This window comes from Paracoccus saliphilus, assembly GCF_028553805.1.
In the GTDB taxonomy this organism is placed as follows: Bacteria; Pseudomonadota; Alphaproteobacteria; order Rhodobacterales; family Rhodobacteraceae; genus Paracoccus; species Paracoccus saliphilus.
The window spans coordinates 3,780,285-3,798,480 of record NZ_CP067140.1 but is presented as its reverse complement, the minus strand read 5'-3'; the positions used below and the strand labels follow the sequence as shown (position 1 = coordinate 3,798,480).

Below are 18,196 nucleotides of genomic sequence, written 5' to 3'. Positions count from 1 at the left end.
GTCATCGACGGTCGCAAACAGCCAAGCATGGCCAGCGCCTGATCGAGGTTGCAGTTCCCATCTATGGCCACGATTCCCGATGCAGCGACCCGGGCACATGCCTTCGCGGCGGGCCCGGGTCTTGCAGGTCAGGGGACGAGGACGACCCGGCCCAGAATAGAATTTTCCTCGGCATGGGCATGTGCCGCCGCGGCCTCGCTAAGCGGAAACCGCCGTTCGATGGGAACCTCGATTCCACCGGTGGCGGCCAGACGCAACATGTCGTCGACCGTCCTGTGAACTTCGGGTTTTTCGAGCTGGCTGCCCATGAACACACCCAGAAGCGTCTGGTTGGCCTGCAAGGCGGGCCAGAGGTCCAGGTCGAGCGACGCGCGCCCTGCATTGCCGACGAAGACCAGACGGCCCTCGGGCCGGAGTGCGGCAAGCGATCCCGCGAGCGTTGAGCCGACAGGATCGACGACCAGATCCACGCCGCGGCCGTCAGTCAGCCGCATGACGGCCGTGGTCACATCCTCCGAGCGGTGGTCGATCGCGGCGTCCAGCCCATAAGCCCGCAGTCTCGCGGCGCGATCCGCACCCGAGACGGTCGCCAACACCTTGGAGCCGGTGCGATGTGCCAGTTGGATCGCCGCAACTCCGACGCTGCCCGCTCCGCCCTGCACGAGGACGGTCTCGCCGTCGACCAGATTTCCGCGCGCGAACAGGCTGTGATGGGCGGTTCCGAACGAGATGGGCAGCGCGGCCGCAGCCGCCATCTCCAACCCGTCCGGCACGATCCATGTCCGCGTGGCCTTCACGGCGCGCATTTCGGCATGGGACCCGCCCATGTCGAATGACGTCACCTTCTGCCCGATGAAGCGGTCGTGGACCTTCGCGCCAACCTCGACGATCTCGCCCGAGGCCGCATAGCCCGGAACGTGGCCCGCCGTCTGGGGCGCCGCCGTCGCCCGATTGATGAGATCGCCCCCCTCGATCGAGATCGCCTCCACCCGGAGGAGCACTCCGTCCGCGGGACAGGCCGGAGCCTCGACTTCCGTGTAGCTCAGGACCTCCGGTCCGCCTGGAACATCATAATATGAAGCCTTCATGGTCTTTCCTTTCATCGGTCTTCTTCCTTGAGCAGTCAGATGGCGATGCAAGAGCCGCCGGTCCTGACCTCATGGTTCTGGCCGGGGAGTCCTGCCCGCCACCGGACGGTCATGCCCGACGCCGCGCGCGACGGAACCGGGGCCGGCGTTTCCTAGATGCAGCCCGCGATCATTGAGGAGAACGTGCCTGTAACATCGGCCTTGCTGCGGGTTCCGCGAAGGACGGCCATCGAGAGCGCCTCGCCCGCGCCGACGAGGCCGATGCTCCGCCGTTCCAGTTCCCCGGGCGGCAATTTGCAGTGCGGTCCCAGGACGGCGACGAACATCGCGACGGCCTGGTCCAGAAGCTCTTGCAGGACATCGGCCTTCTCATCGCTCCCCGCCAGCGCGGCGCCGACCGCATGGAACTCTCCGGACGTGTCGACGGCGCAGCCTACGTAGGCGGTGGCGAGTTCTTCGATCGCGTCTGCCCTGGCGGGGTTCCGGCTGAGAAGGCCGTTGCGGAAGGTATTCATCCGCTCGGTGTCGATCCACTTGTAGAGCGCGATCAACAGGCCGGATCGATCCCCGAAGTGATCGTAGGCAACCGGCTTCGATACGCCCGCACGTTCGGCGAGGTGGCCGAGACTGAGCCGGTCCGTGCCTTCCTCCCTGACGACCGCCAGAGCCGTGATCAGCAGCTGAGCGCGGCGCTCCGCCTTGGAAAGCCGCGCTGCCGCCCGTCGTCCGTCGGTTTTCTGCTTCGTCGGCATCTTCACCATACGCCCTCTTGCAACCTACCAATAGTAGGTTATGTGTTTCCTACGAAAAGTAGGTAATAGCACAAGGAGGGCATGACAATGTCGATCAACCCGATATTGCTGGTGGGAGGCTCCGGTGTCGTGGGTCGGCACACGGCTCGGTATCTTCGGGACGCACACCCCGATTTGCCCCTGCTGATCGGAGGGCGTGACCTCGACAAGGCGCAGCGCGTGGCGGGCGAGATCGGACATGCGGAAGGCATCGCCATGGATTTGTCGGCCGACGATCTGGGCATAGGCGATCGCCCGGTCGGTGCCATCGCGGTCCTTTTTACTGACCAGAAGGTCGCGGGCCTCCGCTTCGCCCAGGATCGCGGCGTGCCATACGTGAATATCTCGCCGGGCATCATCGAGCTGGGCCCGGAAGTTGCCGCCTACATTCATCGCCCCGACGCCTCTGCAGTGGTCCTCGGGACGGAATGGCTGGTGGGCGCGACCAGCGTGCCGGCAATGGCCGCCGCGACCGCCTTCGGTCATGTCGAGGATATCCGTATCGGCGCCCTGCTCGACGAGGAAGATGCATTCGGCCCCTCTGCCGAGACGGATCTTGAGCGCCAAACCCAAGTCATGGCGGCGGCGCTGGAACGCCGCGAGGGCTCCTTTACCTGGCGAACCGGGGACGCCACGACCTCCCGCTTCCGGGCCGTGGATGGGACCGAGATGCAGGCGTCCGCCCTTTCGCCGAACGATCTTCTCGGCCTGTCCATGGCGACGGGCGCGCCGAATGTCCGGTTCGACCTGGCAATCGGTGTCAGTTCCAGCCGCCGCGCGGGCGAACCGCTCTCTGCCGAGATCCTGATCGAGCTCTCCGGCACGGACCACGAAGAAAACCCCTTGGCCATGCGGTTTGCCGTCGTGCATCCCGGTGGACAGATGCCACTGACCGGACTGGGGGTAGCGATGGTTCTTGAAAGCCTGACCGGGCTTGGCGGGCAGGCTCCGACACCGCCGGGCCTCTATTTTCCCTGCCAACTCCTCGACACCGGGGCCTACTTCGCACGACTCCAGCAAATCGGCGGATCAATCATCGACCTTGAACCCGATGGGGAGAGTCGCAAAATGGTTTCGATGGAGCAAATCGTTGCCGATGTCAGAGGCCCCACATGAGACACGAGACCGCAATCCGAGCAGGCGACCGCGCGACCGTCACCGGTATCCTCCGCGAAGGAACGGACCCGAACCATTCCGGCCCCGAAGGGCTATCACCGCTGATGGTAGCGGCAGGCCTCGGACAACTGAACATGGTAAAAATCCTGTTGACGGCGGGAGCGAATGGTCTGGCAATCGAACCACACAGGACGCCTCGACACTTCACAAGACTGCCGTGTCGGGCAATGACACCACTCCACGATGCGGTCTGACACGGGCATCAGGAAGCGGCGCGGGCATTGGTCAGGGCCGGTGCGCGTCTCGAGCTGCGAACGCATGCGGGGCTGACACCACACGAGTTGGCCATTCTCAACGGCTACAAAGAGCTGGCCCGGTTTCTTGCCGTTGCTGAAAAAAGGAACCTGCCGGAAACATGCAAGCTTAACCGATTTGCGATTCCTGATACCCCGGGCCGCGCTGGCTTTGATGTCGTCGGGGAGCGACTACAACATCAAAGCCCCTCGATGGCACCATTTTCTCAATCATCGGCTCTCTCTGGTCTCCTGCCGCAGGCTCTCGAGAAACAAGGTGAAGGCGCGGGTCGGTTGGCGCCGGCTTGAATAGAAGGCGTGATAGCCCGGAAACCGGAGGCACCAGTCGGCCAGGACTTCAACAAGACGACCGTCGCCCAGGAAGGGCGAGGCAAGGTCCTCAAGCATGTAGGCCAGGCCCATCCCCGCAAGGGCCGCCCGCACAAGCGCGTCACCGTCGTTGACGACGACGGACGGCGACACCTTCACCGTCTCCGCTTGCCCGTCCTTCTCGAACGACCACGGCGACAGGGTGTCGTCGGCATTCCTGAAGCCGATGCAGCGATGCGCGGACAGCTCGCGCGGTGTGCGCGGCGGGTCAGAAGTATCGAGATAGTGCGGTGCCCCCACGACGACAGCACGCAAGGATGGCCCCACGGGCACGGCGACCATGTCCATCTCCAGATCATCGCGCATCCGTATCCCGATGTCGAACCGCTCGGCGACGATATCGACGTAGCCGTTCTCCACGCTCAGTTCGCCCTCGATCTCGGGATGAGCCGCGATCAGCCGCGAGAATGCCGGCCAGACGAGCGTATCCGCGGCATGTTTTCCGCAGGTCACCCGCAGACGCCCGCCCGGTTCCTCGCGCAGCCGTTCAAGAGCGTCCATCTCCGCGCCGAGCTCCGCAATGACCGGAGAGAGCGTGGCGAGCAGACGCTCGCCCGCCGCGGTCGGCGCAAGGCTGCGCGTCGAGCGCGACAGCAACCTGATGCCCATCTCCCGCTCGAGGCGCTTGACGGTCTGGCTGACGGCGGACTGGGTCACGCCGAGGCCGCGTGCCGCAGCGGTGAAACTGCGTTCTTCGGCAACCCGGTTGAAGATGAAGAGATCGGAGAACCTTCGCGGATCCATTCATTAGCCTCACTACTTGGCCCTACAAAATTCAGGGATCTAATCGAGAACTCCATAAATGCATTAATTAAGCACCAGCAAACAAGAGGAGCTGACGATGACTGGCAAAGTATGGTTCATCACCGGGGCAGGCAGGGGCCTGGGACAACTGATCGCCCGCGAAGCATTGAAGGCAGGCGACAAGGTCGTCGCGACCAGCCTGACCGTCGACGGGATCGCGGACAGCCTTCCCGCTTCGGACGACAACCTGCTCGTGCTGCCGCTCGACGTGACCGAACCCGAGGCCACTTCGGCTGCGCATGACGCGGCCATCGAGGCGTTCGGCCGGATCGACGTTCTGGTCAACAACGCAGGCCGCGCGCAGCTGGGATGGTTCGAGACGATTCCCGATGAGGACGTGCGCCGACAGTTCGAGATCAATCTCTTCGGAGCGATGAATGTGGCGCGCGCGGTCCTGCCCTCGATGCGCCGGCACCGTTCGGGCCTCGTGGTGACGATCTCGTCGGTGAACGGCCTCGTCTCGAACCAGGGCGGATCGGTCTATTCGGCGTCCAAGTTCGCACTCGAAGGCTGGATGGAGGGCCTCGCCGAAGAGATCGCGCCGCTTGGCATCCGCTCTCTCGTCGTCGAGCCGGGAATGATGCGGACGAACTTTCTCGATCCGTCCACTGCGCGGCAGGGCAATGTCGCGATTGCCGATTATGCGGAGGCCGTGGAGGGTTTCCGAAGCTTCATCGCGCAGGCCAACGGCGCACAGCAGAACGATCCCGAGGACCTTGCGACCCTGATCGTCGCCGAAGCGTCGGCGACCGACCCGGCGCGACGGCTGTTGTTCGGGGCCGATGCGCACGAATGGGCAGGCGCCAAGTGCAGGCAACTCGCGGCGGATATCGAAGCCTCGAGCGCGCGTGCCTGAGCAAGGCAACGCGCGCTTCGTCCTGATATCGGCAACGCTACGACCAGGAGCCGCGAATGGGCGGTCTAATTTGTGGAGTTTGTCCCCGCAGGATAGACCCTCGAAACCAACGCGAGGACCACATCCATGCGACCCGCCCATCTCATCGTTGCGCAATTGCTTATCGGCTTTACAGCGGCGACGTACGTGAGCGCCCAGGCAAGCGGTAATGTAGACGGAGGAAGACGGTTGCCGATACAGGAAGATCTGAGCGCGCCGGGGCCCTCGGGGACCCTTGTGGGAACTTTGACCCTCCCGGCTCACGGCGGCCCGCTTCCGACGGAAACGCCGGTCCTTCTGATTGTGCCAGGTTCGGGCCCCACTGATCGCGACGGCAACTCGCCTCTTGGCGTCGCGGCGGCGCCCTACAGGCTCCTTGCCGAAGCGCTGGCCGAGCGGGGCTATCCTTCGGTACGGATCGACAAACGCGGGATGTTCGGTTTGGCGGGGGCGACATCGGACCCGAACGACGTGACGATTGCAGCCTACGGGGACGACCTGCTTTCCTGGACGAACGCCATCCGGGAGCGGCTGCCGGCGAAGGACGGTGCGCGCTGTGTGGTCCCCTTGGGGCACAGTGAGGGCGGACTGGTTGCATTGGCTGCCATGGCACGTCTTCCAGACCCGTGTGGGCTGATCTTGCTCGCGAGCATCGGCCGGCCGTTGGGCGAGGTGATACGCGATCAGCTGCGCGCTAATCCCGCGAATACGGCATATCTGGAAGAAGCGGACGAGGCGCTCGTGTCACTGAAGCGCGGCGAGCGGGTCGATGCGAGTGCATTGAAACCGGCGCTCCAGCCTCTTTTCGCACCGGAGATTCAGGGTTTCCTGATCGACGCGATCTCTTACGATCCCGTCGAACTGGCCGCAGCGGTCGATGTGCCTACGCTCGTCTTGCAAGGGACGCGAGATTTGCAGGTGAGGAACGCGGACGCACGCCTGCTTGCAGATGCCGCACCAAATGCCGAACTGAAACTTCTTCCGGACGTGAATCATGTACTCAAGTCCGTGGCCTCCGCCGATCCTTCAGCCAACCTCGCAACTTATTCAGACCCGAATCTTCCCATTGCACCCGGAGTTGTGGAAGCAGTTGCGAATTTTCTTGCGCGGATCGGGGGCTGATAGAGCCTGCGCCGCGTTTTTCTGCACTGGTTGGCCCCCGAACGCCGTCGTCGGCAAATGCTGTAGGTCGGGCGAATGGTGGCTTCGGTGCCCCTGAGATCATCACGTGAATGCTTTCCGCAAATGCCGAAGTCGGCTGGCACCTTTTGACCCCGAGACGATGTGATGAAGCTAAGCGCCTAAGGTTCAGCGGTATCGTCAGTCCGGCCTTGCAAGCACACACTCATGGTGGCACTAAGTGACCACTTGAATGACGCATGGCGCCAAGAGATTGGGAATGAGCCCTTCATCAAAGCGAGACGATGTAAAGATGGAGATCGCCCGCAAGGCCGCGATACTCTTCTGGGAAAGGGGCGTGGCTCGAACCCGGGGGGAGGACATCGCTGCCGCGTCTGGTCTTTCAAAACGAACGGTCTGGCGCCACTTCCGGTCGAAGGAAGCCTGTGTCGAACCGTTGCTTTCCGCGACATGCTACCGGCTCGTCACTTGGCTCGAGGACTGGCCGCCAAGCCTACCGCTTGAGAAGCACCTCACTCAGGCGGTCCGCCCAGACCTGCAACCGGCCCAAGATCGCTCCGACGATATAGCCGCGGTCCGCCTCGTTTCCATTCTGCCTCAAGAGCCTGCGCTCCGAACAGCATGGCTGATGGCCTGCGCCGCCGCCGAAAAGGACTTCGTCACCGTGGTTGCGCGACGTGCCGGCTTACGCGAGGAGGCATTCGAAGCGCGTCTCTGCGCAGCTGCGATGATGGCGGCTGTGCGCGTGGCAAACGAGACCTTCGCCGAGTCGGCCGTCGTTCGAGGCGAAAGCTATAGCCTGCAAGGCGTGCTGAGCCGTCTAGGGGCAGCGATGCGATCGGCCGCGACCTTGCCGATCTGCGATCCAGTCTTCGACGACTGGCGCAGAGCCATCTCAGATACCGGAGGGGAACTGCAATGACTGCGCCAGCCTCTCACGACACTGCAAGTCTATCGACCGCGTTGGCTCCCGCCTATCGCCCCGCGCCTAGCACACGCCCTCCAATATTCCAAGGATCCCCCATGCCCAGCACTGAAAACCAGGATATCCAAGGCGTTCTCATCGAGGCACAAGTGGTCCCTGTCCCTTCATCGATCAGCATTGAGGCCCAGGCTATATTGCGAGCGGCTGTGGGCGACGACGGGAGGCCGCTGAACGCGCTCCACCCATCGCCTGGCCCGGATGACCACGACGCCTGGCGCAAGATGCAAGCGGTCGCGGACGCCCACTATGCGGAGCAGATCAAGGGTCTTGCCGGTGAGGTGAGGGCCAATGTCGAGACGCTTAAGATTGGCACAGCGACTGTTCATGTCGCGACACCGCGAGAACTTCGCCACGAAGACTGCGTCTATGTCGACCTACATGGCGGGGCCCTGGTGTTCGGGGGTGGCGAGGCCTGCCGCCTGGGCGCCCAGATACAGGCGGATCAACACGGCATGGTCTGCTACGCAATCGATTACCGGATGCCGCCGGATCATCCTTACCCGGCCGCCCTCGATGACTGCATTTTGGCCTACCGGCGTGCTATCGACATCTACAGCGCCAACCGCGTCGTTATCGGTGGTCGCTCCGCCGGCGGCAACCTCGCGATGGCCACCCTGCTGCGGGCGCGCGACGAGGGCCTCCCGATGCCGGCTGCTGCTGTGCTCCTCTCACCTGAGGTGGATCTGACGGAATCCGGCGAGAGCTTTCGCACCAACCGGCTGCTTGACGTGGTTCTGCCGACCTCGCTGATGAACACCAACCTGCTCTACGCGGGAGGGGAGGATCTCGCGCACCCCTATCTCTCTCCTCTCTTCGGCGAGCTGAGCGCCGACTTTCCGCCGACCTTCCTGCAAAGCGGAACGCGGGATCTCCTTCTGTCGAACACCGTCCGTCTCCACCGCGGGCTTCGCCAGGCAGGCGTTTCGGCCGAACTGCATATCTTCGAGGCGATGCCGCATGGCGGCTTCGGTGGGACCACGCCCGAGGACATTGATTTGAAGCGCGAGATCATCGACTTCGTTCGGCGCCAGCTTTCCCCACCAGCTGGCCGGACATAAGACTGAACTGCGGGCGCAGCCGTCTTTCGCCGCTGGCGCTGGCGGGCCACATGGTATGCCGAGTTAGGGTCAGGACCCATTGATTTCGGATACCTCTCGTGATTCATCGCTCGCAAAAATAGAGCGGTAATATGAGCGATCTTTTCTGGTTGAGTGACGCGCAGATGGCGCGTCTCGAGCCTTACTTCCCGAAGTCCCACGGCAAGCCGCGCGTTGATGACAAGCGCGTGCTGTCTGGAATAATATTCATCAATCGCAATGGTTTGCGCTGGCGAGACGCGCCGAAGGAATACGGCCCTCACAAAACATTATACAATCGCTGGAAGCGATGGAGTGACAAAGGTATCTTTGCGCAGATCATGATCGGCCTGGCTGCCGAGACCCGCGAGGAGAAGACAGTGATGATCGATGCGACATATCTCAAAGCGCATCGCACAGCGACCAGCATGGGTGTTAAAAAAGGGGGCGTGGACGCCTGATCGGCAGGACCAAGGGCGGCATGAATACCAAGCTGCATGCCGTCTGCGACAGTCAGGGCCGTCCGATCCACTTCTTCATCACCGCAGGACAGGTTAGTGATTACAAAGGTGCTGCCGCACTCCTGAGCAACTTGCCGAAGGTCGAATGGCTTCTTGGAGATCGGGGTTATGATGCCGATTGGTTCAGAGAAGCCTTGAAAGACAGAGGTATACGCGCTTGCATCCCGGGCCGGAAGTCACGCGGTAAGAAAGTCAAATACGACAAGCGACGGTACAAACGCCGCAATCGTATCGAGATCATGTTCGGCAGGCTCAAGGACTGGCGACGCATCGCAACACGCTACGACAGATGTCCCAAGGTCTTCTTATCCGCCATCGCACTCGCGGCGACTATCATCTTCTGGCTATGAAAATGAACGAGTCCTGACCCTAGCGTGCACTCAACTTTTCTGTTCATATGGCGATTCTGCAAGCAAAAAACCACCTGGCCCGCTTCGATCACTCCATTCCCATCATCTTCACACTCGATGCGGCCTTGAGGTCCATATTCTTCATCCACATGGGGAATGCATTGGCATCCTGCAGCGAGTTTCGTTGCCGCACATATCTCTAGCGCCCGATCCCATTCGCTGCGTTCTTCAGTCGATTGTGCAACAGCGGCGAACGCCGAGAGCATATAGACAGCTAGAAATGTAACGGCTTTGGTCATCTTCCTTGCCCTTGCAGGACTATCCACATACCTGCCGCCCATCTTGGGTGGGGGCGCATTCAACTGATTGTGCGTCGTCGGCGGGCCCATGGCAAGCGCCAAGAGCTAAGAAGGCCACCAGCGTTATTGACGCGAAGATTTTTGTCATTGTTTCTCCTGGATTATCAGTTTTCCCTCAGCGCCAGCGCGCGGCTCGCCATCCTGCGCTGACAGCTTCAGCTTCGTCACAGAACCAACGCTCGCCTTTGCCTTCGGTAATCTTCGTTCGGGAATAGGCCGGTGACCACGGGGTATGGTAGATGCGCTCGCCATTGCTGGCGATATTGCCTTTGATGGGACAACCAGCGCGCGGAAACGCAGCTGCGGCACGGTTCCATCGGTCGTCGCGACAATCCACTGGTGCCTGGTTGTCCGCTTCCCATATCCCGATGCCCGCGGCTTTCGCGGCAGCCTCCTGCGGGGCATAGTCATCCGAGTACCTTCGGAAGGCCCATGCCAGACCAGCATCCACAAGAGCCGCGCCGATATCCTGATCATTCGCGAAGCACCGAGCAATGATCCGGCCATAGCCATCGCGGTCCAGCGCTTGGCAGGATAACTCGCGATCGGCCACCAGTTCGGCCAAAGCATTGGTCGCGTCAGGTTCTAAAGAGTGTTCAGGTTTCGCGCGTCGCAGCCAAGCCTGAGTGGTCTTTTTCGGTTGACGAATGTTTCAGTCCGGCAGGACATCAAGGCGCAAGCGACCACTCACAGGATCTTCGCAGACAGTTGCCGCAACCTTGAAAACGGACCGGATCAGTTCCGAGGTCATCACATTGCCGGGTTTCCCTTGGGCCACGAGTTGACCGTCCTTGATGACGGCGATCTCGTCGCAGAACGCGACAGCATGGTTCAGATCATGGAGGGCGGCGACACAGCTTGTTCCAAGCCCCTTGAGCAGCTTCAAGAGGTCGAGCTGATGACGAATATCAAGGTGGTTCGTGGGTTCGTCCAAAAGGAGTTCCCGGGGTTCCTGCGCCAGGGCGCGGGCGATCTGGATGCGCTGCCGTTCGCCGCCTGACAGGGTCGACCAGGGCTGGTCCGCCCGTCCCGTCATGCCCGTCCGCGCAAGCGCGTTTGACACTGCGGCGTGATCAGTCGCGTTCCAGTTCCCCCATGCCCCGCGATGCGGCGTACGGCCAAGGGCCACCACCTCGCGCGCGGTCATTGCGATTTCTGTGGTGGCCTGTTGCTCCACGAGCGCGAGTCGGCGGGCCACCTCGCGCCGGGGAATGGTCGGCATGGGCCGCTCATCGAGCAGGACCGCTCCACCCGAACCGCGCCTGAGTCCTGCGAGCAGGCGCAGGAGGCTGGATTTTCCCGAACCGTTCGGCCCCACGAGGCCAAGAAAGCGGCCCGCTGGAAGCCGCAGGGTCACGCCCCGAACGATAGGCTGGCCCCCGGCCTCCCATGCGATATCACGAGCCTGCAGCGTCATGCGCGCCGCCTCGATCGCCAGAGGATGAAAGCAAAGGCCGGAGCTCCGAAAAGCGCGGTTACCACCCCGATCGGCAGCACCTGTCCCGGCACCACGATGCGCGACAGGACGTCCGCCGTAACCATGAAGACACCGCCCGCCAGCGCCGTCGCCGGGATCAGCCGCCCATGGGCAGGCCCGACCAGGAAGCGGCTGGCATGTGGTACGACCAGACCTACGAACCCGACTGCACCGACAAGGCTGACAATCCCTGCCGTCAACATTGCCGTGATGGCGAAAAGCTCGGCGCGGATGCGGACAGTGTCGATGCCGAGAGAGGCGGCCGCATCCTCGCCGAAGGCGAAGGCGTCAAGTGCACGCGCCCGGTAAAGGCAGATCGCCAGACCTGTCGCGAGAACCGGCATGGCAAGGGCGACATCGGGCCAGCGCACGCCGCCGAGGCTGCCCAGAAGCCAGAACATGATACCGCGCGTTTGCTCCGCATTGGCCGAGGTGATTACGATAAAAGAGGTCGCGGCATTGAAGAGCTGCGACCCGGCGATACCCGCGAGGATGATCCGCTCGGTGCCGCCGCCAGAACCATGCGCCAGAAACGCCACGAAGGCGAAGGCCAGGCCGGCGCCGAGAAACGCGCCCCCCGACAGGGTAACGGCTCCGGCGCCGATCCCGAGTATCATCACGAGGACGGCCCCGGTCGATGCGCCCGCGGAAATCCCGAGCAGATAAGGCTCCGCCAGCGGGTTGCGCAGCAATGCCTGCAAAACCGTGCCGCAAACCGCCAGCGCGGCACCTGCCGAAGCGGCCATTGCCGCGCGGCTCAGACGGTAATGCCAGACGATCCCTTCACGGATCGGATCGACGGCAAAATCCATTCCGAAGATCCGGTTGCCCAGCATCTTGAGAATTTCGGCTGGCGGTACGGTGATGTCGCCGATGGCGACCGCACCGACCATCGCGAAACACAGTGCCACGAGCGCGATCAGCTCGAAAACCGGCAAGCGCAGCCGGCGAAGAGGGCGGGGTGACAACTCGGCCTGAAGACTCATTCTGTCAGGCCAAGCTCGCGCAGACCCCGCGCGAGGATCTCTACCCCATCGACCGCCCGCAGCGTCGGGTTCATGGATTGCGCATCCATCTCGATCAGGTTCCCCGCGCGTATCGCGGTCATCTGGCTGGTGACCGGATCGTTCAGAAGAAACTCGCGCTTGGCGGCGACGTCGTCCCCGGGCAGGTTGCGGCGATCCATCGAGCCCAGGACGATGACGGTAGGATCCAGCCCGGCGATCGTTTCCCATCCCACCAGGGGCCATTCCTGGTCTGACGTGATGACATTGCGGATACCTATCACATCCGAAATCCATGCCGGCGCGCCGAACCGTCCCGCTACATAGGCCTCGCCGTCGAGTTCGGGGGATGAGAACCAGTAGAGTACCGATATGTCATTCCCGCGAAGCGCCTCGACATCCGCTGCGGCCTTCGCGATCCTTGCCCGGTTCTCGGCAATCAGTACCTCACGAGCGGGCCGGACATTGAAGATGGCGGCAAATTCCCTGATTTCTCGGTGCAGCAGATCGGCAGTCCAGGCCCGGGACCGCGCGCCATCGCCGCTACCGACACTGAATTCACTCTTGGCGCATTCGGCGGGCGACACATAGACCGGGATGTCGAAATCCCCGAATTGCGTAAAGCTGCCGACGCGGCTTTCGCCGGGGCCGATGTCATTGATCCACTGGCTGGTGACGAAATCCGGTCGCGTGCCGAGAACCGCCTCGAAACTGGGAGAGTTGTCGGCAAGGCGTGGCAAGGCATCGCCTTCTTCGGAGAGCTGATCCGGCAGGGGCGCCAGCCAGATCGCGGTTCCGACAACGCGGTTTCCAAGACCGAGCGACAGCAAAATCTCGGTCGAACCCTGCCCGATAGAGACTACACGCTCGGGCGCGGATGCAAATGACAGCTTGCGACCGCAATTCTCTATCTCGAGCGGATCGCCGGTGGCTTGCGCCGAAGCGGGAACGATTGGCAGGACAAGAAAGCCCGCAAGCAGGCTGCAAAGGCGGGTCGCGCCGCCGGTCGTGGTGGACATATGGCTCCTTTCCCGGACACCCCGCCCGGCTTCATGAGGGTGAGAAGCCACATCGATCGCGGCTCCGGAACGGCAGGTCTCCTGACTTGCGGCCTTGGTTCCGGTCCCGGCCTTCCCATGCGCATCCGCACAGTGGCCCTGACCTCGAGGGTCAGATGGGGCGGAACGGCCGCTTACAGTTGCGGGGGCAGCTCCGGAATTCGCAGGACAAGCCTGCGGCACCGGATTCCCTTTTGAGCCCGTTCGGGCACCGTTTCCGATGGTAACCTATCCCGGCATGAGGTGTTGTCAACCGGCTCCGTCGACCATGACGTGGCGCCGTTGATCAGATCACGGTTCAGAAATCCCAGTCCTCGTCTTCCGTCGCAATGGTCTTGCCGATCACGTAGGAGGAACCGGAGCCGGAAAAGAAATCGTGGTTCTCGCTATCGGGCGAAAGGGCGGCCATGATTGCCGGGTTGACCTCGCAGACCTGCGGCGGGAACAGCGCCTCATAGCCCAGATTCTGCAAAGCCTTGTTGGCGTTGTAATGCAGGAATGCCTTCACATCCTCGGTCAATCCGAGGCTGTCATATAGTTCGGCGGTATATTTCACCTCGATATCGTAGAGATCGAAGATCAGCGAAAAGGCGAAATCCTTCATCCTTGCCTGATCCGCCTCGTCCAGCCGCGCAAGCCCGCGCTGATATTTATAGCCGATATAATAACCATGTACGGCTTCATCACGGATGATCAGGCGGATCAGATCGGCGGTATTGGTCAATTTTGCGCGGCTGGACCAGTACATTGGCAAGTAGAAGCCCGAATAGAACAGGAAGCTTTCCAGAAACACGCTGGCGATCTTGCGTTTCAGCGGATCTGTGTCCGACTCGTATTCATCCAGGATCAGCCGCGCCTTGGCTTGCAAATGCGAGTTTTCCTCGGACCAGCGGAAGGCTTCGTCGACTTCTTTCGTCATGCACAGCGTCGAAAAGATTGAGGAATAGGAACGCGCGTGAACCGCCTCCATGAAGGCGATATTCGACAGCACGGCCTCTTCATGCGGGGTGATCGCATCCCCCATCAGAAGCGGTGCGCCGATGCTGTTCTGCACGGTATCCAGCAGCGTGAGCCCGGTGAAGACGCGGATGGTCAGTTTGCGTTCTTCCGGGCGCAGGGTGGCCCAGCTTTGCACATCATTGGACAACGGCACTTTCTCAGGCAGCCAGAAATTCACCGTCAGACGGTTCCAGACCTCGAGATCCTTGTCGTCCTCCAGCCGGTTCCAGTTCACCGCCCGCTGCGGTTGCCGCATGACCTGATCCTTCATATCGAAGAACCCCCTTCATTCCTGATTTCGATATCTGTTCCAAAGGCGCGCCCGCACCGGGCGGCAAGCCTTACAATGTGCATGACACGCAGCCCTGAACCTCCGTTCCTTCCAACGCATCCTGACGCAGCCGGACGTAATAGATCGTCTTGATCCCCTTCTTCCACGCATAGATCTGGGCGCGGTTGATATCGCGCGTCGTGGCGTCCGCAGGAAAGAACAGCGTCAGCGACATGCCCTGATCGACATGTTCGGTGGCCGCCGCATAGGTGTCGATGATCGCCTCGGGGCCGATCTCATAGGCGTCACGGTAGTATTCGAGATTCTCGTTGCTCATGAAAGCTGCCGGATAATAGACGCGGCCGATCTTGCCCTCTTTGCGGATCTCGATCTTCGAGGCGATCGGATGGATCGAGCTTGTCGAATTGTTGATATAGCTGATCGAGCCGGTCGGCGGCACTGCCTGCAGATTGCGATTGTACAGCCCGTGCTTCATCACCATTTCCCGAAGGGCAGCCCAATCCTCGCGCGTTGGCAGGGTAATGCCTTCGAAGACCCGGACGACATCGGGCAGCTTCGGATGCCAGTCGTGGCGGGTATATTTGTCGAAGAACGATCCGTCGGCATAGGTCGATTTATCGAAACCCCTGAAACTGCGTCCTTTCTCTTGCGCCAGCAGGTTCGACGCCCGGATCGCATGGTAGGCGACAGCGGCGAAATAGACACTGGTGAATTCGATACCTTCGGGGCTGCCGTAATGGATATGCTCGCGCGCGAGGAACCCGTGCAGATTCATCTGCCCCAGCCCCACCGCATGCGCCTCGTCATTGCCGCGCCGGATCGAAGGCACCGAGTCGATGGCCGACATCTCACTGACGGCGGTCAGGGCGCGGATCGCCGTCTCGATGGTGGCACCGAAATCCGGGCCGTCCATGGTGGCGGCGATGTTCAGCGAGCCGAGATTGCAGGAAATATCCGTACCCAGATGCGCATAGCTCAGATCGTCATTGAACCGGGACGCCTCGTTTACTTGTAAAATCTCGGAACACAGATTCGACATGGTGATGCGGCCATGCACAGGGTTGGCGCGGTTCACCGTGTCCTCGAACATGATATAGGGATAGCCCGACTCGAACTGGATCTCGGCCAATGTCTGAAAGAACGCCCTTGCGTTGATCTTGTGCTTGCGAATGCGCTTGTCATCCACCATTTCAGCATATTTTTCCGTCACCGATATATCCGAGAAGGGCTGTCCATAGACGCGTTCGACATCATGGGGCGAGAAGAGATACATCTCCTCGTCCTTCTTGGCTAATTCAAAGGTGATATCTGGGATTACCACCCCAAGCGACAGCGTCTTGATCCGGATTTTCTCGTCGGCGTTTTCCCGTTTCGTATCCAGAAAGCGCAGGATATCGGGATGATGCGCGTTCAGATAAACTGCCCCGGCGCCCTGCCGCGCGCCAAGCTGATTGGCATAGGAAAAGCTGTCCTCAAGCAGCTTCATCACCGGGATGATGCCCGAGGACTGGTTCTCGATGCCTTTGATCGGCGCGCCGGATTCGCGGATATTGGTCAGCATCAGGGCCACACCGCCGCCGCGCTTGGAAAGCTGAAGCGAGGAATTGATCGCTCGGCCGATGGATTCCATGTTGTCCTCGACCCGCAGGAGAAAACAGGAGATCAGTTCTCCCCGGCTTTTCTTTCCGGCGTTCAGGAAAGTCGGAGTGGCCGGTTGAAAGCGTCCCGACAGGATGTCCTCCATGAAGCGCATGGCCAGGTCTTCGTCCCCGTGAGCCAGCGCAAGAGCGACCATGACCACCCGATCCTCGTAGCGCTCCAGATAACGCTGCCCATCACGAGTCTTCAGCGTGTAGCTCGTGTAATATTTAAACGCGCCAAGAAAGGTTGGAAAACGGAATTTCCGGGCGAATGCCGCCGCCCAGATCCGATGTAGGAAATCGCGGCTGTATTGCTCCAGCACCTGTGGTTCGTAATAATCTTCATCGACCAGATAGTTCAGCTTTTCGTCTAGCGAGTGGAAAAAGACGGTGTTCTGATTCACATGCTGCAGGAAATACTGACGCGCGGCCATGCGGTCCGCATCGAACCGGATACGCCCCTCAGAATCGTAAAGGTTCAGCATCGCATTCAGCGCGTGATAGTCCAGATCGGGCTTTATCGTATCGACCATTCCATCCCCCAGAGTTCAGTCAGCCCCGCTTTTACGCGCAGCCTGTCGGTTTCCGTCCCAGCCAATTCAAAGCGATACAGCATCGGAACATTACATTTCTCGGCGATGACGCGGGCAGCCAATGCGAATGTCGCACCGAAACTGCGGTTGCCCGCACCAATGACTCCGCGCAGTAAGGCGCGGCGGGTCGGATCGTTCAGAAAGCGGATCACCTGTTTCGGTACTGCTCCCCGCCCTTGCCCATCGGCGAAGGTCGGGCAAATCAATACGAATGACTTCACGGGCTCGGGCATGGCCTCAGCCGGGCGCAAGGGAATGCGATCCGCCGCCATATCCAACCCGGCCACGAAACGCACCGTGTTGCCCGAGGCCGAAGAATAATAGACCAGCCCCATCAAGCGCGATCAGGACAACCGGCTGATCATGTCGGGACGAAATCCCGCCCAATGCGCGTCGCCCGCGATGACGACCGGTGCCTGCCGATAACCCAGGGTGGTCACATGCTCCATCGCTTCGGCATCTTCGGTCAGGTCGATGACGCTATAGGAAAGGCCGCGCGCTTCCAGCGCCCGGGTTGTCGCTGTGCATTGCACACAAGCGGGTTTGGAGTAAACGGTGATGGTCATGTCGCCCTCTGCCTTGTGATTGTGGCGGCAGGGGCGCGGAATGGAGCCAGCGATGCAAGGCATCCCGAAACCACGCCGCCGGACCCACCGCCCGGTGTCGTTCGCATGCCATGGCAGGTCTCCTGGCTCGCGGGTTTTCGCTCGGCTGGCCTTCCCGGTTTCCCAGTGGCGTCCTCAACCTTGCTTGCCGCTTACAGTTGCGGGGGCAGCGCCGGATTCGCACCGGCTTCCCTTTTCACCCCCGACAAGTCAGGGGCACCATAGCCACTCCATTTAGGCACACCAATAGGCTTCCGGTCAATATCTAGTATGGGGCCGGTGATAGATTATAGAGTGATCATCATCCTCCCCATCTGCTGCGGCAAAACGCGGCATTTGACAGAAGGACAATATTCACCACTCTCGGGCACAATGGAGACATGGCGGCTGGCAATAAATTCGTGCCCGATCGAACGACCATTCTCGACGCAGACCGGTATCGCAATAGTGATGAGATTTATGTCTACTCCATTGCCGTCCAAGACCCTCTTAAATAGGTCTGGGCGTCATCACCGCATTAGTCAGATGTCGAGAGCAGCACACACGGATCCCCCTCCGGCGTGAGGGTCGTGGTGTGTACTTTCGCGCGCGTAACGTTGACACGGAAACTCTATCGAGCGTCCACTATCAGTCTGTCAGCAATATTCTCACGCACGTTCCGGTCGAAGTTGGCCACGACCTTGTAGCACGATTACATATCGATCTGGCGCGGGCCTCAGA

Annotated in this window: 18 protein-coding genes and 2 riboswitches; of the genes, 7 read left to right on the top strand and 11 right to left on the bottom strand. The window is 61.2% G+C overall.

Annotated features, from left to right (window positions below; genetic code table 11):
• Window positions 1-128: 128 nt before the first annotated feature.
• Together JHX88_RS18210 and JHX88_RS18205 are read right to left on the bottom strand one after the other, a co-directional pair.
• A complete protein-coding gene (locus JHX88_RS18210; RefSeq protein WP_272848098.1) occupies window positions 129-1,103 on the bottom strand; it encodes a quinone oxidoreductase family protein in 975 nt (324 codons plus the stop codon).
• Between the two features lie 137 nt (window positions 1,104-1,240).
• Complete coding sequence (locus JHX88_RS18205) at window positions 1,241-1,849, bottom strand: TetR/AcrR family transcriptional regulator (protein WP_272848097.1); 609 nt, start codon at window positions 1,847-1,849, stop codon at window positions 1,241-1,243.
• Window positions 1,850-1,927: 78 nt separating this feature from the next.
• Here JHX88_RS18205 and JHX88_RS18200 point away from each other — a divergent pair, with 78 nt between their 5' ends.
• Both JHX88_RS18200 and JHX88_RS22375 read left to right on the top strand, forming a co-directional pair.
• A complete protein-coding gene (locus tag JHX88_RS18200) occupies window positions 1,928-2,995 on the top strand; it encodes a saccharopine dehydrogenase (RefSeq protein ID WP_076527862.1) in 1,068 nt (355 codons plus the stop codon).
• Window positions 2,992-3,249, top strand: coding sequence for an ankyrin repeat domain-containing protein (locus JHX88_RS22375; RefSeq protein ID WP_076527865.1), 258 nt, complete (start codon window positions 2,992-2,994; stop codon window positions 3,247-3,249). The genes JHX88_RS18200 and JHX88_RS22375 overlap by 4 nt, the downstream gene beginning before the upstream one ends.
• 270 nt (window positions 3,250-3,519) lie before the next feature.
• Here the strand turns inward: JHX88_RS22375 and JHX88_RS18195 are convergent, their stop codons facing one another.
• The gene (locus JHX88_RS18195; RefSeq protein WP_076527868.1) at window positions 3,520-4,422 is read right to left on the bottom strand and encodes a LysR family transcriptional regulator; all 903 of its coding nucleotides are present in this window, start codon (window positions 4,420-4,422) and stop codon (window positions 3,520-3,522) included.
• Window positions 4,423-4,519: 97 nt separating this feature from the next.
• Between JHX88_RS18195 and JHX88_RS18190 the strand changes: the two genes are divergently transcribed.
• From JHX88_RS18190 to JHX88_RS18170, 5 genes are all read left to right on the top strand, one after another.
• Window positions 4,520-5,338, top strand: coding sequence for an SDR family oxidoreductase (locus tag JHX88_RS18190; protein WP_076527871.1), 819 nt, complete (start codon window positions 4,520-4,522; stop codon window positions 5,336-5,338).
• Window positions 5,339-5,464: 126 nt separating this feature from the next.
• Window positions 5,465-6,499, top strand: a complete 1,035-nt coding sequence (locus JHX88_RS18185) for an alpha/beta hydrolase (protein ID WP_084203272.1) — start codon at window positions 5,465-5,467, stop codon at window positions 6,497-6,499.
• A gap of 310 nt (window positions 6,500-6,809) precedes the next feature.
• Complete coding sequence (locus tag JHX88_RS18180; RefSeq protein WP_076527875.1) at window positions 6,810-7,439, top strand: TetR/AcrR family transcriptional regulator; 630 nt, start codon at window positions 6,810-6,812, stop codon at window positions 7,437-7,439.
• A gap of 101 nt (window positions 7,440-7,540) precedes the next feature.
• Window positions 7,541-8,560 (top strand): alpha/beta hydrolase, encoded by a 1,020-nt coding sequence (locus JHX88_RS18175; protein ID WP_076527877.1) that lies wholly within the window; start codon window positions 7,541-7,543, stop codon window positions 8,558-8,560.
• A gap of 131 nt (window positions 8,561-8,691) precedes the next feature.
• Window positions 8,692-9,449 (top strand): IS5 family transposase gene (locus tag JHX88_RS18170; RefSeq protein ID WP_141225907.1). Its coding sequence is split into 2 segments (ribosomal slippage): window positions 8,692-9,028 and window positions 9,028-9,449, totalling 759 coding nucleotides; the frame shifts between segments, so codons are not numbered across the junction.
• Between the two features lie 474 nt (window positions 9,450-9,923).
• On the opposite strand, the gene JHX88_RS18165 is transcribed toward JHX88_RS18170, so the two are convergent.
• The 8 genes from JHX88_RS18165 to nrdH all read right to left on the bottom strand — a co-directional run bounded on the left by JHX88_RS18165 (window position 9,924) and on the right by nrdH (window position 17,437).
• Window positions 9,924-10,373 carry a thermonuclease family protein gene (locus JHX88_RS18165; RefSeq protein ID WP_076527885.1) on the bottom strand — a complete coding sequence of 150 codons (450 nt, stop codon included), beginning with the start codon at window positions 10,371-10,373 and terminating at the stop codon, window positions 9,924-9,926.
• An 87-nt stretch (window positions 10,374-10,460) separates the two neighbouring features.
• Entirely contained in the window at window positions 10,461-11,225 is a 765-nt protein-coding gene (locus tag JHX88_RS18160) for an ABC transporter ATP-binding protein (protein WP_076527887.1), read from the bottom strand.
• Entirely contained in the window at window positions 11,222-12,271 is a 1,050-nt protein-coding gene (locus JHX88_RS18155) for a FecCD family ABC transporter permease (RefSeq protein ID WP_084203275.1), read from the bottom strand. Before JHX88_RS18155 ends, JHX88_RS18160 begins: the two co-directional genes overlap by 4 nt.
• Window positions 12,268-13,308 carry an ABC transporter substrate-binding protein gene (locus JHX88_RS18150; RefSeq protein WP_076527889.1) on the bottom strand — a complete coding sequence of 347 codons (1,041 nt, stop codon included), beginning with the start codon at window positions 13,306-13,308 and terminating at the stop codon, window positions 12,268-12,270. Before JHX88_RS18150 ends, JHX88_RS18155 begins: the two co-directional genes overlap by 4 nt.
• Window positions 13,309-13,362: 54 nt before the next feature.
• A riboswitch (cobalamin riboswitch) is annotated at window positions 13,363-13,578 on the bottom strand.
• A gap of 67 nt (window positions 13,579-13,645) precedes the next feature.
• Window positions 13,646-14,602, bottom strand: a complete 957-nt coding sequence (gene nrdF, locus JHX88_RS18145; protein WP_419182349.1) for a class 1b ribonucleoside-diphosphate reductase subunit beta — start codon at window positions 14,600-14,602, stop codon at window positions 13,646-13,648.
• A gap of 85 nt (window positions 14,603-14,687) precedes the next feature.
• Complete coding sequence (nrdE, locus tag JHX88_RS18140; RefSeq protein WP_076527893.1) at window positions 14,688-16,811, bottom strand: class 1b ribonucleoside-diphosphate reductase subunit alpha; 2,124 nt, start codon at window positions 16,809-16,811, stop codon at window positions 14,688-14,690.
• Window positions 16,796-17,209 (bottom strand): class Ib ribonucleoside-diphosphate reductase assembly flavoprotein NrdI, encoded by a 414-nt coding sequence (nrdI, locus tag JHX88_RS18135; RefSeq protein ID WP_076527895.1) that lies wholly within the window; start codon window positions 17,207-17,209, stop codon window positions 16,796-16,798. The genes nrdE and nrdI overlap by 16 nt, the downstream gene beginning before the upstream one ends.
• A gap of 6 nt (window positions 17,210-17,215) precedes the next feature.
• Window positions 17,216-17,437, bottom strand: coding sequence for a glutaredoxin-like protein NrdH (gene nrdH, locus JHX88_RS18130; protein WP_076527896.1), 222 nt, complete (start codon window positions 17,435-17,437; stop codon window positions 17,216-17,218).
• A 95-nt stretch (window positions 17,438-17,532) separates the two neighbouring features.
• Window positions 17,533-17,715: riboswitch (cobalamin riboswitch) on the bottom strand.
• Between the last annotated feature and the right edge of the window lie 481 nt (window positions 17,716-18,196).